This is a genomic window from Streptosporangium sp. H16 (assembly GCF_051918855.1).
GTDB lineage: Bacteria > Actinomycetota > Actinomycetes > Streptosporangiales > Streptosporangiaceae > Streptosporangium.
In genome coordinates this window covers 19667-33485 of the sequence record NZ_JBPXMD010000054.1, presented here as the reverse complement: position 1 = coordinate 33485, position 13819 = coordinate 19667, and the positions used below count along the sequence as shown (strand labels likewise).

13 protein-coding genes and 1 pseudogene are annotated in these 13819 nt (G+C 71.0%); 5 read left to right on the top strand and 9 right to left on the bottom strand.

Annotation, left to right across the window (positions count from 1 at the left end):
• Both ACTOQ2_RS41205 and helR read right to left on the bottom strand, forming a co-directional pair.
• Positions 1 to 113 (bottom strand): helix-turn-helix domain-containing protein (locus ACTOQ2_RS41205; RefSeq protein WP_440106059.1); only part of this gene is annotated, 113 nt, incomplete at its 3' end.
• A 547-nt stretch (positions 114 to 660) separates the two neighbouring features.
• Positions 661 to 2808: an RNA polymerase recycling motor ATPase HelR gene (gene helR / locus ACTOQ2_RS41200; RefSeq protein WP_440107057.1), complete on the bottom strand. Its 2148-nt coding sequence runs from the start codon at positions 2806 to 2808 to the stop codon at positions 661 to 663.
• A 499-nt stretch (positions 2809 to 3307) separates the two neighbouring features.
• Here helR and ACTOQ2_RS41195 point away from each other — a divergent pair, with 499 nt between their 5' ends.
• Complete coding sequence (locus ACTOQ2_RS41195; RefSeq protein ID WP_440107055.1) at positions 3308 to 3736, top strand: hypothetical protein; 429 nt, start codon at positions 3308 to 3310, stop codon at positions 3734 to 3736.
• 373 nt (positions 3737 to 4109) lie between these two features.
• A complete protein-coding gene (rox, locus tag ACTOQ2_RS41190) occupies positions 4110 to 5537 on the top strand; it encodes a rifampin monooxygenase (RefSeq protein WP_440107053.1) in 1428 nt (475 codons plus the stop codon).
• A 14-nt stretch (positions 5538 to 5551) separates the two neighbouring features.
• Here rox and ACTOQ2_RS41185 read toward each other — a convergent pair whose 3' ends face one another.
• Positions 5552 to 5728, bottom strand: coding sequence for a hypothetical protein (locus ACTOQ2_RS41185; protein ID WP_440107051.1), 177 nt, complete (start codon positions 5726 to 5728; stop codon positions 5552 to 5554).
• Positions 5725 to 6393 (bottom strand): GAP family protein, encoded by a 669-nt coding sequence (locus ACTOQ2_RS41180; RefSeq protein WP_440107049.1) that lies wholly within the window; start codon positions 6391 to 6393, stop codon positions 5725 to 5727. The genes ACTOQ2_RS41185 and ACTOQ2_RS41180 overlap by 4 nt, the downstream gene beginning before the upstream one ends.
• Before the next feature lie 82 nt (positions 6394 to 6475).
• Between ACTOQ2_RS41180 and ACTOQ2_RS41175 the strand changes: the two genes are divergently transcribed.
• Positions 6476 to 7129, top strand: coding sequence for a TetR/AcrR family transcriptional regulator (locus tag ACTOQ2_RS41175; RefSeq protein WP_440107047.1), 654 nt, complete (start codon positions 6476 to 6478; stop codon positions 7127 to 7129).
• Complete coding sequence (locus ACTOQ2_RS41170) at positions 7111 to 7524, top strand: ROK family protein (protein WP_440107046.1); 414 nt, start codon at positions 7111 to 7113, stop codon at positions 7522 to 7524. Before ACTOQ2_RS41175 ends, ACTOQ2_RS41170 begins: the two co-directional genes overlap by 19 nt.
• Here the strand turns inward: ACTOQ2_RS41170 and ACTOQ2_RS41165 are convergent.
• Both ACTOQ2_RS41165 and bla read right to left on the bottom strand, forming a co-directional pair.
• The gene (locus ACTOQ2_RS41165) at positions 7508 to 9709 is read right to left on the bottom strand and encodes a transglycosylase domain-containing protein (protein WP_440107044.1); all 2202 of its coding nucleotides are present in this window, start codon (positions 9707 to 9709) and stop codon (positions 7508 to 7510) included. The genes ACTOQ2_RS41170 and ACTOQ2_RS41165 overlap by 17 nt on opposite strands.
• Positions 9710 to 9794: 85 nt before the next feature.
• Positions 9795 to 10784 carry a class A beta-lactamase gene (gene bla / locus ACTOQ2_RS41160; RefSeq protein ID WP_440107042.1) on the bottom strand — a complete coding sequence of 330 codons (990 nt, stop codon included), beginning with the start codon at positions 10782 to 10784 and terminating at the stop codon, positions 9795 to 9797.
• Between the two features lie 117 nt (positions 10785 to 10901).
• Here bla and ACTOQ2_RS41155 point away from each other — a divergent pair.
• Positions 10902 to 11099: pseudogene (locus ACTOQ2_RS41155) on the top strand (ISL3 family transposase); the annotation flags it as partial.
• 330 nt (positions 11100 to 11429) lie between these two features.
• Here ACTOQ2_RS41155 and ACTOQ2_RS41150 read toward each other — a convergent pair.
• The 3 genes from ACTOQ2_RS41150 to ACTOQ2_RS41140 form a co-directional block, all read right to left on the bottom strand.
• Entirely contained in the window at positions 11430 to 12011 is a 582-nt protein-coding gene (locus ACTOQ2_RS41150; protein WP_440107040.1) for a dihydrofolate reductase family protein, read from the bottom strand.
• 66 nt (positions 12012 to 12077) lie between these two features.
• Complete coding sequence (locus ACTOQ2_RS41145) at positions 12078 to 12917, bottom strand: helix-turn-helix domain-containing protein (protein ID WP_440107038.1); 840 nt, start codon at positions 12915 to 12917, stop codon at positions 12078 to 12080.
• 278 nt (positions 12918 to 13195) lie between these two features.
• Entirely contained in the window at positions 13196 to 13753 is a 558-nt protein-coding gene (locus ACTOQ2_RS41140) for a TetR/AcrR family transcriptional regulator (RefSeq protein WP_440107036.1), read from the bottom strand.
• Positions 13754 to 13819 lie beyond the last annotated feature (66 nt).

Genomic DNA, 13819 nt, shown 5'->3' with positions numbered 1-13819 from the left:
CGGGCCAGGCCCCAGTTGAAGGCGAACCGGGACGCGCCGCAGTGGGAGGCGAGCAGGCGCGCCTGCTCGGGGGTGGGATCCAGGGCATAGCGGTAGGCCTGGTGGACCCGCATCAACCCTCCCCCTCACGCTACGTCGCCGACCGTCAACGTACCGTAGGAGTCATGATCAACGACTCCCCGATCGGCGAACAGACCTACGCCTGCCTCGGGAGCGCAGGAAGCCGCAGAGGGAGCCGGTGGCCTTGCCAGCGGTGGCGGTGGCGTCGAACTGGATCTCGCAGCCGCCCGCGACCGCCGGGTCGGGGTCAGGGGAGGCGGGCACGCCGAGGAAGACGCCTGCGCCGAAGAGACGCAGGCGTACCCCACGGTGGTTGCGCCGTGCGAGGCGACGGGATCGACGTCTGCGACCAGGATCAGCCGTCCGACCTTATGCGCGGGCACGGACAGGGCGCCTTCCCGATACCGCCGGTAAGCGGTGATCGGGTGAACACCCCTGCGCCTTAACCCACTCTTTCACGTGCACTCACGCATCCTGATACACGCTCAACCACCAACTGCTTCCAACCCTGTCCCGGGCGGTGTCCTCGCGGTCCTCGCGGTGCTGTTCACGACCGCGGCGCATGAGGTGGCGGCCTCGCCGTAGCGGGTGCGGCCGACGTCAGGAACTCGTGAGGATGACGAGTCGCCCGGTCGCCCGGGTCATGGCGACATAGCGGTCGACCGCTCCCTCGATGCCCGTGCCGAACGCCTCCGGGTCGACGAGGACGACCAGGTCGAACTCGAGCCCCTTCGACAGCTCAGGGGTCAGCGACCGGACGCGGGACGTCGCCCGGAACGTGGGATCGCCGATGACACAGGCGATCCCGTCGGCGTGCGCGGCGAGCCAGGTGTCAAGGATCGAGCCCAGATCCGCAGCGGATCCGTGGACGACGGGGACGTCGCCGCTGCGGATGGAGGTGGGCACGTTGGCGTCCGGGAGCACGGCCCGGATGACCGGCTCGGCTTCCGCCATGATCTCCTCCGGCGTCCGGTAGTTGACGCTCAGGGAGGCCAGTTCGATCCGGTCGAGCCCGATCCGCTCGAGCCGTTCCCGCCACGACTCGGTGAACCCGCGCCTGGCCTGGGCGCGGTCCCCGACGATGGTGAAGCTCCGGGACGGGCAGCGCAGCAGCAACATCTGCCACTCCGCGTCGGTCAGCTCCTGCGCCTCGTCCACGACGATGTGCGCGAACGGGCCGGCGAGCAGGTCCGGTTCGGTGCCGGGCGGCGCGGTCCCGTCGACCAGGGCGTCCTTCATGTCCTGTCCGCGCAGCATCGTCACCGCCCCCTCCCCGTCGTCGTCGGCCTCGAGCAGGGCGTCGACGACGGTGGCCATGTGCTCGCGTTCGGTGGCGACGGCGGCCTCGTGGCGGCGCCTGCGTCGCGCCGCCTCCGGGTCGCCGAGCCGCTGCCGAGCCGCGTCCAGGAACGGCAGGTCGGACACCGTCCAGGCCTGGGCGTCCTCACGCCGCAGCCTCCGAAGGTCGTCGGGGCCGAGCCAGGGGGCGCACATCCGCAGGTAGGCCGGTACCGACCACAGGTCCCCGACGAGGTCGGCCGCCTCGATCAGCGGCCACGCGCGGTTGAAGGTCGTGAGCAGTTCCCTGTCCCGCAGCAGCGACCTTCGCAGCAGGTCGGCCGAGACCTCGCCCTCGTGCTTGTCCGTCAGGATCGTGAGCAGTTCCTCCCAGATCCGGTCGCGCGCCTCGTTGTGCGCAGTACCGGGCTCCGGTGCCGCGAACGCCTCGGCCCAGTCCTCGGCGCTCAGCCAGATGTCGGACCAGGGGGTCGTGACCGTCATCCCCTTGCCGGGCGGGTTCTCGTAGAACCTGACGGCCGGCTCGATCGCCTTCACCAGGTCCGCGGACGACTTCAGCAGGGCCACCTGCGGGTCGGCCTCGATCGTCGCCGAGGCTCCCTCGGCGACGAGGTCTCGCAGGGTGCAGGTCTGCACGCCCTCCTCTCCGAGGCTGGGCAGGACGTCGGCGACGTAGGCCAGGTAGGGCTGGTGCGGACCGACGAACAGCACGCCGCCCCGGCGGTGACCCAGGCGAGGGTCGGAGTAGAGGAGGTAGGCGGAGCGGTGCAGGGCCACGACGGTCTTGCCCGTGCCCGGACCGCCGTCGACGACGAGAGCGCCGCGAGATCCCGCGCGGATGATGGCGTCCTGGTCGGCCTGGATGGTGCCGAGCACGTCCCGCATCCGGGGCGATCGGTTGCCGCCCAGGCTGGCGATGAAGGCGGACTGGTCGTCGAGCGCGGCGTGCCCTTCGAACCCGTCCGAGGTGAACACCTCGTCCCAGTAGTCGCTGATCCTGCCGCGGGTCCAGCGATACCTGCGGCGGCTCGCCAGCCCCATCGGGTCGGCGTGGGTGGCTCCGAAGAACGGCTCGGCCGCGGGGGAGCGCCAGTCGAGCAGCAGCCGGCGGCCCGCGCTGTCGGTGAGGCCGAGCCGTCCGATGTACACGGGCTCGGGGTCGTCCGCGCCGACCATGTGCCCCAGGCACAGGTCCAGGCCGAAGCGGCGCAGCGCGCGCAGCCTGGCGGTCAGCCGGTGGATCTCCAGGTCCCGGTCCAGCACCTGCCGGCCTTTGCCGCCGGGCGCCTTGCGCTCGGCGTCGAGACGGTCGGACAAGTCGGCGATCGACCGCTCGAGGCTGTCCGCGATGGCCGCGAAGTGCTGCTCGTCGCCGGCGATCAGCGCAGGGTCGGCCTTGGGGGAGAGGTGGTCTGGAAGGTCAAACGCGCTGGTGGTCAGCGGTTTCACGTAATTTGCTCCGATCTGATGACGCTTGCGCTGTCGCGCGTGGTAGGGGGATGAACCACACCGGCCGGCGGCTCCGCGAACTCCCTGCCCGGCGGCGCGCACACCCGTAGCCGCGTGCCGGGTTGCGGTAGGCGCATCGTGGGTGCCACCGGTTCGACGTTTCCGCGCGACCCATGCGCCGACAACGCCATGCGCACTTCGTATCCCCCTGTTTCCGCAGGCTCTGGCCTCGGCCGACGATTCTGCAGGATGACCCGGGTCTTGTGGCAAGCCCCCCGGTGCGCTATACATTGAGAGTGGAAAGGAGTGGGTTCTCCCCTTTCCGCCTCATCGTCCGCTCTGGGCGGGCGACCTCCTTACGAAGCGGCGATGCGTCCCGTACGCCGGCACCGCCGGCCCGAGGGGATCACAAGGCGCCGCCACGACCCCGTGCCGGCGGCCCCGAAGCGCCGCACCCCTGAACGCGTCATCGCATCTCGCGGTCTGGGACGCGGCACCGATGTTCGGCTGGCTGGTCAACACGCTGGTGGTCGGGGTGACGGCCGCGCTCACCGTGACGCTGTCGAGCGCCTTCGTCGCCTTCGGCTTCGCCTACTTCCGCTTCCCCGGCCGCAACCTGCTGTTCGCGAGCGTGCTGGGCACCATGATGTTGCCCGCCGCGGCCACCCTGGTGCCGACGTACCTCATCTGGAAGTCGGCGGGGCTGGCCGGCGCGCAGGTGCCGCTGTCGGCCGGCGGCACTTCCTCCGGGGAATCGCCAGCACCGGTCAGCGCGGGTGAGGAACCGGAGACCGCAGGAGGATCATCACCTGCCGGTCGCGTCACACCGCTTCGGCGAGCGGAGGCCGGGCCGTGCCGACGGTCGTGCCGCACAATCATTGTGCGGCAGAGCATGGCGGGCGGGGGAGTTTTCGCGCGGCGACTGTGACCGGCGTCGGCATCGCCGTACGCGGCGCGTCACCGCTTCGGCAGGGGCGTGCCCGTCCGCGACGGGCGACAAAAGGCAAAGGCAAGGAGGTAACACACTCCTTGCCACTCTCAACATATAGCGCACCGGGGGGCTTGCCACAAGACCCGGGTCATGCTGCAGAATCGTCGGCCGAGGCCAGGACCTGCGGAAATCAGGAGTTCGCGAAGGACGTGTCCTTCTGTTGATCGACGGACGAGGCAGGCGGGACGCCGAACCGCCGGTGGGACTCGCGGTGCGGTCGCGAGGACTCGGTGCGCAGGCGCGGGTGTGCGCCGCCGGACCGCGCGGAGCGGCCGGCCGAAAACGCGACCTTGTCGAATGGGGGGTTTTCATGATTGACGTGATCGTCGCCGGTGGGGGACCGACCGGCTTGATGCTGGCCGGCGAGTTGCGGCTGCACGGCGTGCGCGTGCTTGTGCTGGAGAAGGAGGCGGAGCCGGCCGCGTACGTCCGCTCGCTCGGCCTGCACGTGCGCAGCATCGAGGTGATGGACCAGCGCGGCCTGCTGGAGCGGTTCCTCGCGCACGGCCGGCGGCATCCGGTCGGTGGTTTCTTCGCCGGCATCACCAAGCCCTCGCCCGGCCGGCTGGACACCGCGCACGGCTACGTCCTCGGCATCCCGCAGACCATCACCGATCGCCTGCTGGCCGAGCGCGCCGCCGAGCTCGGCGCCGAGATCCGGCGCGGCTGCGAGCTGGCCGGGCTGAGCCAGGACGAGCACGGGGTGACCGCCGAGCTGGCGGACGGCACGCGGCTGCGCTCGCGCTACCTCGTCGGCTGCGACGGCGGCCGCAGCACGGTGCGCAAGCTGCTCGGCGTCGGCTTCCCCGGTGAGCCCTCCAGAATCGACACGCTGCTGGGCGAGATGGAGGTGGCCGTGCCGCCGGAGACGCTGGCCGCCGTGGTGGCCGAAGTCCGCAAGACCCACCTGCGGTTCGGCGTCGGCCCCCTCGGGGGCGGGGCGCACCGCGTCGTCGTGCCCGCCGAGGGGGTGGCCGGGGACCGCTCGGTCCCGCCGACCCTGGAGGAGTTCAGGCGGCAGCTGCGGGCTTTCGCCGGCACCGACTTCGGCGTGCACTCACCGCGCTGGCTGTCCCGCTTCGGCGACGCCACCCGGCAGGCCGAGCGCTACCGGGCCGGCCGGGTGCTGCTGGCCGGCGACGCGGCGCACATCCATCCGCCGATGGGCGGCCAGGGGCTCAACCTCGGCATCCAGGACGCGTTCAACCTCGGCTGGAAGCTGGCCGCCGAGGTCGGCGGCTGGGCACCGGAGGGGCTGCTGGACAGCTACCACACCGAGCGTCACCCGGTGGCCGCCGACGTGCTGGACAACACCCGCGCGCAGACGGAGCTGATGTCCACCGAGTCGGGGCCGCAGGCGGTGCGCCGGCTGCTGGCGGAGCTGATGGACTTTGACGACGTGAACCGGCACCTGATCGAGAAGATCGTCGCGATCGGGGTCCGCTACGACGTCGGCGAGGGACACGACCTGCTCGGCCGGCGGATGCGGGACGTGGCGCTGAAGCGCGGTCGCCTCTACGAGCTGACGCGCGGCGGCCGCGGGCTGCTGCTCGACCAGACCGGCCGGCTCTCGGTGGCGGGCTGGGCCGACCGGGTCGACCACGTCGTCGACGTCAGCGAGGAACTGGACGTGCCCGCCGTGCTGCTGCGGCCGGACGGCCACGTGGCGTGGGCCGGTGAGGATCAGCAGGATCTGCTCGACCGGCTGCCCAGGTGGTTCGGCGCCGCCGCCGGCTGAGCGCGGTCGCGGGCTCACGACGCCGCGTGCGCGGTGTCGCGTGTCCCCGTGCTCGCAGCGGTTCGATCGGGGGGCCGGCGTGCGGGCTTGGCCGGGCCGCCGTCGTGCCTCGCCGCGCCGGTGGAGTTCTCGGCCGGGGAGCGGGCCGTGACGCGCGGCAGCCTCGTCGAGGTGCCGGTGCGGGCGGTCACGGACTCGTCGTGAAGGTGATCTGGTCCGGTGCCGCGTCCAGGAGGATCAGGACTCCCGCTATCCCGACGATCCAGCGCAGCGTCGAGCGCGATCCCGAGGAGAGACTGTTCCTCCACCGTTCGAACCGCTCGCGCGTCCGTTCGCCCAGGGCGGCCCACGCGGCCAGGAGCAGGATGCCCGGAAGCACCATGACGGTCACGTACACGCCGAGGAGCGGTGACCACTGGGCGGCGGTCAGGTGGGCCGCGGTCATGATGCCGATCGCGGCGAAGTACGGCACGGCGGTGGCGAACTCGAACAGCCAGGTCCCCAGCCCCAGCAGCAGCATCGAGCCCAAGGTGAAGGACCGGGCCTGGACGGATGCGCGTCCGGGTTTCTTGTCGGGGATGAAGTAGCTCCCCACGATGAGCGCCACGCCGAGGACGGCCTGCCCCCAGGCCCACACGGTGTCGTCGACGACCGGCACGACAGCGCCCAGGCCGAACATGAGTAGCACGCCCAGGGCGAAGTACGCGATCGCGACCGATCCGAGATACACCCCGAGCAGCGCGCCCACGCGGCGCGGCCTGGCCAGCAGCAGGTAGAGCGTCACCCCGATCACGGTGGGGCTCAGCGTGTCGAGCAGGGCCAGCCCGAGCACCGCCCCGATCGTCTCGATCGACAAGCCTGTCTCCTTACGGGAGCCAACGAGCCGTAATAATACGCCCGTGTCAGTTAAAATAACACATGCGTGCTAATATGTTGGCGTGCCACGACTCGTTGATCATGACCGGCGGCGGGCCGAGCTCGGCGAGGCCGCCGTCCGGGTGATCCTGCGCGAGGGCCTCGCCGGTGTGACCGTCCGCGGGGTCGCCGCCGAAGCCGGCTGGTCCACCGGGTCGCTGCGGCATTACTTCGCCAACCAGCACGAGTTGCAGGCCTACGTCGTGCGGGCCACCACCGACACCCTCCGCCGGCGGGTCCTGCCGCGCGTCCAGCGGCCCCGCGCGCGGGGTCCGGTGGTCGAGCGGATCGCCACGATCGTGGAGGAGATGCTGCCGCTCGACGCCGAGCGGCGCGAGGAGTACGCGCTGTGGTCGGCGATCGTGGAATGGGAACGCCGGCACCCTCCGGAAGGAGGGTCCGTGACGTGGAGCGACCAGCGGGCGCTGTATCGCCAGTGCGTCGCGGCCATTCGCGGATACGAGTCGATCCGCGAACCGGACCAGGCCGCGGTCCCGCACCCCGATGCCCAGGTCGAGCTCTGGGCGGCGCTCCTGCACACGTTCGTCGACGGACTCGCCGCCCAGATCGTGAACACCCCCGGCGAGGTGTCGGCCGGCACCGCCGCGCGGCTGCTGCGTTCACTGCTGCACGCCGTGCCTTGCGCGGGGCAGGATCGGTGCGCGCACCGACCGTGAGCCGAAGACGGCGACCGCGAGCGCCCGCAGCGCCGGCCGGGCCCGTCGACGCGACCGGCCGTACCACGCTGTTCACCCCGCTGCCTGGCCGGGCGAGCGTCTCTCCCGCCGAGCACCTCGCGGCCTGCTTCACCTGCCCGATCCTCGTCGAGAACGACTGCAAGCTCGCCGCCGCAGCCGCCGGACGCCGGCAGGGCGCCGCGCAGGACGCCGACGACATCGTCCACCTGCCGGCGGGCATGCGAACCGGTACCGGCCTCATCCTCGACGGCACCCTGCGGCGCGGCTACGCAGGAGCGGCCGGCGAGATCGGCGCGCTGCGCGTCGCCCTGGAGCAGGTCGACGCGCAGCTGTTCACCGACGGAATGCCCGCACCCCTCACCCTTCAGGCCTGAGATCGTCCGTCTCGCCGGCCGCTTCCTCGCCCGGAGGCGTCCGGGCCGGCCGGCAGTGCCGCCCGCAGCCGCCGAAACGCACCGGATCGATCGGGGTGAAGGAGGTGGCCTTCACGCCCCTCAGCGCGCCGATCATGGTGTCCTTCCAGATCGGCCCGGGAACGGTGGCCCCGAAGACGGCGCCGTAGTGTCTGCCGCCGATGGTGACGTTGTTCAGCTTGTGCGCGACGGCGCCTCGGGGGTCGCCGATGCTCACCGCGCCGGCCAGGTCCGGGGTGAACCCCGCGAACCACGCGCTCGCCTGGTCGTCGTTGGTGCCGGTCTTGCCGGCGGCGGCGCGGCCGATGCCGCCCACCGCCCGCATCGTGCCCTTGGTGAACACCCCCGACAGGATGTGCGCCGTGGCGTCCGCGATCTCGGGATCCAGCACCTGGCGGCACCTGGGCCGGTGGCCGGTCGCCTTACCGTTCCGGTCGGTGACCCGGGTGACGGCCATGGGAGCGCAGTACCTCCCGCGCGCGCCGATGGCGGCGTAGGCGCTCGCGACGGTCACCGGGTCCATCTCGTCGATGCCGAGGGTGAAGGTCTCGTACTCCCGCAGCTCGCGGCCGTCGGCGCGCTTGATGCCCAGCGACCTGGCGGTCCGGACGGTCTCGCACAGGCCGACGCGGCGCTCCAGTTCCATGAAGAAGGTGTTGACCGACTGCCAGGTGCCGGTCCGCAGCGACGTGAAGCCGGGAGACCCCTCGTCGTTGGTGACGGTGTGCGTCGGGTCGCCGACGTCGCCCCCCTCACAGTTTTTGAAAGTGGCGTAGCCCGGGGCGCGGTAGCCGTTCCCGACGGTGAAGCCGTCGTCGATCCTCATGCCCTGCTTCAGGGCCGTGATCAGGGTGAAGGTCTTGAACGTCGAGCCCGCCTGGACGCCGCCGATGCCGCCGTGGCCGGTGTCGGCCACGACGTTGTACGACAGCTGGCGCCTGCGCGCGGAGGTGCCGTACTCGCGGCTGGCCGCCATGGCCTTGATCATCCCGGTGCCCGGCTGGACCAGGGCCTCGGCGGCGACGGGGTCGTCGGAGGCGTGGACGTGTCTGCTGACGGCTTTCTCTGCCGCGGCCTGCATGCGGGGGTCCAGCGTCGTCCTGATCGTCAGGCCGCCGCGGTAGAGGAGCCGGGCGCGCTCCTGCGCGGTCCTGCCGAACGCGGGATCGCGCAGGAACTCCTCGCGCACGTACACGCAGAAGTAGGGGTACGGGCTGGCCGTGCAGTTGCCGGGCAGGGGAGTGCCCCGGTAGCCGAGCTTTTTCGCTTTGGCCTCGGCGGCCTGCCGCGGGGTGATCGCGCCGAGCTGCGCCATCCGGTCGAGCACGACGTCGCGCCGTTCCAGCAGCCTTCGCCGGTTCTCCCCGCCGCCCTCCGGATCGGTGGCGGTGGGCAACTGCACGGCTCCGGCCAGGGTGGCCGCCTGCCACAGGTTGAGCCGGGAGGCGCGCACGCCGAAGAACCGCCTGGCCGCCGCCTCGATGCCGTTGGCCCCGGCGCCGAAGTAGGCGATGTTGAGATACTTCTCGAGGATCTGGTCCTTGGTGTACTTGCGCTCGACCCCCATCGCGTAGCGCAGCTCGGTGAGCTTGCGCGCGTAGCCGGCCTCCAGGGCCTTCTCCTTCTCCTTCTCGGTCACGGCCGCGTTCAGCAGCACCTGCTTGACGTACTGCTGGGTGATGCCGGAACCCCCCTGGCTCACCCCTTGCGAGGAGAGGTTCTTGGCCAGGGCCCGCATCGTGCCTTCGAGGTCGATCGCACCGTGCTCGTAGAAGCGGTAGTCCTCGATCGAGACGATGGCCGTCTTCATGACGTCGGACACCTGGCCGAGCGGTACGACCTCGCGGTACACGTCCCAGAACTGCGCGATCGGACGGCCCCCGGCGTCGAGGACGGTCGTCTTCTCGGCGAGCGGCGGCTCGGTGAGCTCCGCGGGATTGAGGTCGAGCCCGTCCGACGTTTTGACGATCACCACCCCCGCGCCTCCCACGGCCGGCAGGGCGAGCCCGGCCGTCAGCACCCCCACCGCCACCGCCGCGCCGGCCAGACGCACGATCTTCGCCCCCGCCGACGATCGCATCCTGGCCCGGCGCGGGCGGTGCGCCCGCCGGACGGCGGCGTCCGGCTCCTCGTCAAAGGGGCTCATCCTTCGCCCCTGGCGCGAATCGGACGAACGGATCCGGGGAGTGCGGCGAGAGAGGTGATCCCCGGCCCTTTGCGCTGTCCCGGCATCAGAGCCTGCCGAGGCCGCGGGCGAGGATGGTGGCGGTCTTCGCGACCACCTTGTCGTCGACGGCGCCGTCCGCGGTCCGGCGGTTGGTGTAGATCGACATGATGACGGGGGCGGCCGACCTGCCCGGCCAGACCACCGCGATGTCGTTCCCGGCCCCGTACCTGGAGCTCGTGCCGGTCTTGTCGCCGATCGTCCAGGTCCTGGGCAGGCCCGCGCGGATGCGGGCGTCCCCGGTCGTGTTCGCGATCAGCCAGGCGTTCAGCCGTTTCCGGTCCTTGGCGTGGAGGGCGTTCCCCACCGTGACCGCGCGCAGGTCACGGCCCATGGACGCGGGCGTCGTGGTGTCGCGCCTCTCCTTGGGACTCCAGTCGTTGAGCTCGGTCTCCCACCGGTCCAGCCGGGAGATCGGGTCCTTCAGCGTCCGGAGGTAGCCGGTCAGGCCGGCGGGGCCGCCGATCTGCCTCAGCAGCATGTTGGCCGCGGTGTTGTCGCTTCGGGTGATGGCCGCCTCGCACAGCCGCGCGACGGTCAGCCCGTCCTTCACGTGCTTTTCGGTGACCGGGGAATGCTCCCGCAGGTCGGCGGCCGTCCAGCGCACGACCTTGTCCATCAGGCCGGGCTCGGAGGTGCGGGCCCGGTGCAGCACGGCCGCGGCGGCCATCGCCTTGAAGGTGGACAGCATCGGGAAACGCTCGCCCGACCGGTGGCCGATCGTCGCGCCGGTGGCGGTGTCGACGGCGTACGCGCCGATCCGGCCCTTGAAGGACGCCTCCAGCGCGCGCAGCTCCTTCGCGGCCCGGATCTGGCCCGGCGCCAGTGCCGTCGCCGGCGCGGCAGGGACGGCGGCAGGGGCGGCGGACGGGGCGGCGGACGGGGCGGCGGACGCGTGGCCGGTCGCGTGGCCGGTCGCGGTGACCCCCGCCATGGGAACGAGCGCGAGGCAGGCCAGCGCCTGGAGCGCGGCGCGTCGGAGAAGCCGGGTGGGCACGGTGGGATGCCTTCCTGTCGTGGATCGGGGGCGCAGAGAAGTCTCACGCCGGCATCCGATGCCGTCAAAGACGGAAACAGGAAACTCTATGCTGAAATGGCATACATCCAGGTCGCGCAGAACACCAGCCGCGCGGCCGAGCCGCGGGCCATGCTGTCGCGTCGTGGACTGGCCTGGGCGCTGGAGGCGATCGTGTGTCAGCACTTGAGCATCGCTCGCGTCGCCCCAGGGCTTGGCCTCGCGTGGAACACCGCCAACGACGCGGCCCTGGCCGAGGGCCGACGGGTGCTGATCAACGATCCCGGCCGGTTGAACCGAAGCGATCAACGGTCGCCTGGAGCACCTGCGCGGCTCCGCCCTCGGCTTTTGCAACTTCACCAACTACATCGCCCGATCCCTACTCGAGACAGGCGGATTCAGACCCCGACCACACCCTGCATTGTGAGAGCCGCTCTTCCCGGGGGCCGGTCAAGACACGACGGAAACCGGCAACCAGTGATCTTGAGTTGGACTTGCCGCAGGTGAGGTGCTGGGGCGGATCGGCGTCGGCCGCCCGACCAGGGACAGCGATGCGCAAACGCAGCCGGAGGCCCGATCTTGTGTCACCGTTCGCAGTGGACTTCTTCGCGGACCCGCTCAAATCGGTCAACGGCGCACCCGATAGCGCAGGTGAAGCACCCGGTTGCCCTGAATCACCGCGTCAGGATCCTCCAACAGGTGCTGCGCGTCGACCGACCCGAAGTAGCGCTTGCCGGACCCGAACACCACGGGTACGACGTCCATGCGCACCTCGTCGACCAGGCCCGCGGCAAGCACCTGGCCACCGACGTCGCCGGCGGCGACCTCGACCAAGCGGTCACCCGCAAGCTCCTGCGCCTTGGCCACGGCTGCCTCGACGCCGTCGACGAAGTGAAACGGCGCCTCGGGGTCCCAGCCCTCGGGCATCGGCCGGTGCGACACGACGACCACGTGGTCGATGCCGCCCGGCGGCTTCCCGTCCCAGCCGTCCGTCAGGTCGAAGACGTGGCGGCCGACGACCGTGACTCCGATCCGGTCCCAGTACGCCCGGGTGTAGTCGTAGGACGTCTGCGACACCTTCAGCTCGCCGCTCTCGTCCAACGGGACGTCACCGCTGGACAACCAGTCGAACAGCGGTCCGGGCTGGTCATTCTCGTCCGCGACGAAGCCGTCCACCGACACCGAGCTGTACATGACCACCTTGCCCACGGGGCTCTCCTCTGCTTCGGGGTGCCCCCAAATTAGCGTGTCGTGAGCTGTCGCTCTTGTAAGAAATCAATCGGCCGGCAGCGGCCAGCCGTCCATCACGTGGCCGGGATGTTCGCGCAGGAACCGCCGCCGGACTTCGACGTACCGGGTCGGCGTGAGCCCGGTGAACGCCCGGAACTCGTGGCCGAAGTGGGCCTGGTCGAAGTAGCCTGCGCCACCGGCGAGGTCGCCCCAGTCGATCGGTCCGGCGGGGTTGATCGCGAACACGGTGGCGGCGAAGCGGTAGGTGCGCGCCAGCCGCTTCGGCGTGACGCCGATGAGCTCCTTGAACCGCTGCGCCAGATGAGTGCTGCTGACACCGGCTGCCACGCTCAGGTCACCGATCGCCACCGCCCCGCCGGCCGCCGCGATGACACTGCTCACATGGCGGACCAGCCCCAGACCGGCGGTCTCGCACAACTGTCGCATCAGCTCCTCCTCGAGCAGCGTCAGCATCTCGTGCGGCCCGGCCGCCGTGGCCAGCCGGTCTCGCAGCCCGGCAATGGCGGGCCGGCCCCAGACCTGCTCCACCGTCACCGGCCGGTCACACAGCTCGGCCGCGGGCATCGGCAGGAACGGCGCCGGCCCCCACGGCTTGAAGTGCACGCCGACGGACCGGGTCCCCGGCGGATAGCCGAACTCGAAGGCGCGGGTGGGCATGGTGACCACGCAGCCGTCGGCGTACTCGGCCGTCTCGACGTCGGTGCCGGCGCGGATGCGGAACGGCGCCCCGAGGTTGACGATGAGCAGCGCCGACGGACTCGGCGGCAGCGTCAGCCGGGCGTACGGCGGCGCACCCTCCAGGTAGTAAAGATCGTCGATCAGCCCGTCCAGCGGCGGTCGCGGCACTCTGGACACGTACTCCATGCCCACAGCATCGCCGACGCCCCGCCGGCATCGCGCGCCGGGATGGGTCCAGCCGCGCTGCCGCCGGCATCGAGCCGGCGCCGATCCCGGACGAGCACCCGGCCGCGGACATTTGCGTGGGTTGCGCGTGCTGCGTGAGCGATGGAGGATTTCTCGGCCCTCCAGTGCCGCCCTGCATGGGGGGAGGCGCTAAACCACCCTCTGCTGCGTCACCGGTCTTCCGGAGCATGCCGTCCAGCCGGTGGCGTGTCACGATCCGGCGGTCTTTCGCGCCGGTCTCAGGACCGAGCCAGTAACGTTCGCACGCCGGGTGTGATCGTCGTGTGGAACGCCGCGTCCAGTTCGGCCGGTGTGGCGTCGATCTCCCCGTCCACCCACTTGCGCACCAAGGCCATGAACGCCCCGACGGCGCAGGTGACCACCAGATCGAGCGAGGCGCCGGCGCGCCCGCCCCGGGCGAGCAGCTCGTCGCGGATGACGGCCTGCAGTAGTTGCTCGCCGTGGGCCATCACCATCCGGCCACCACGGCGTCCGAGTAATGCCCGCACCAGCCTGCGCTGCTCGTGCACGTGCTCGAACATCGCCAGGCTGAAGCCGAACAGCGGGCCGTCGGTACTCGGAGCCGGGTGCAGAAAGGCGATCTCGTCCAGGTTGGCGAACAACACGGCCTGCTTGTCGGCGAAGTGGGCGTAGAAGGTCGAGCGCCCGACGTCGGCGCGGTTGATGAGGTCGGTGACGGTCACCGGCTCATACCCCTTCTCCAGGATCAGCTCCACCAGCGCGCGCTGGATCGCCTGCCGGGTGCGCCGCACCCGCCTGTCGGTGTTTCCGGACACTTCACCGGTCCTGTTCGGTACGGCACAGCAAGGCGGAAGTGATTGTTGACCCCGTCATGCTAACGA

Coding starts and splice junctions, on each gene's coding strand:
- ACTOQ2_RS41145 (WP_440107038.1), bottom strand. CDS start 12,917: ATGGAGTACGTGTCCAGAGTGCCGCGACCGCCGCTGGACGGGCTGATC.
- ACTOQ2_RS41195 (WP_440107055.1), top strand. CDS start 3,308: ATGTTCGGCTGGCTGGTCAACACGCTGGTGGTCGGGGTGACGGCCGCG.
- rox (WP_440107053.1), top strand. CDS start 4,110: ATGATTGACGTGATCGTCGCCGGTGGGGGACCGACCGGCTTGATGCTG.
- ACTOQ2_RS41165 (WP_440107044.1), bottom strand. CDS start 9,709: ATGAGCCCCTTTGACGAGGAGCCGGACGCCGCCGTCCGGCGGGCGCAC.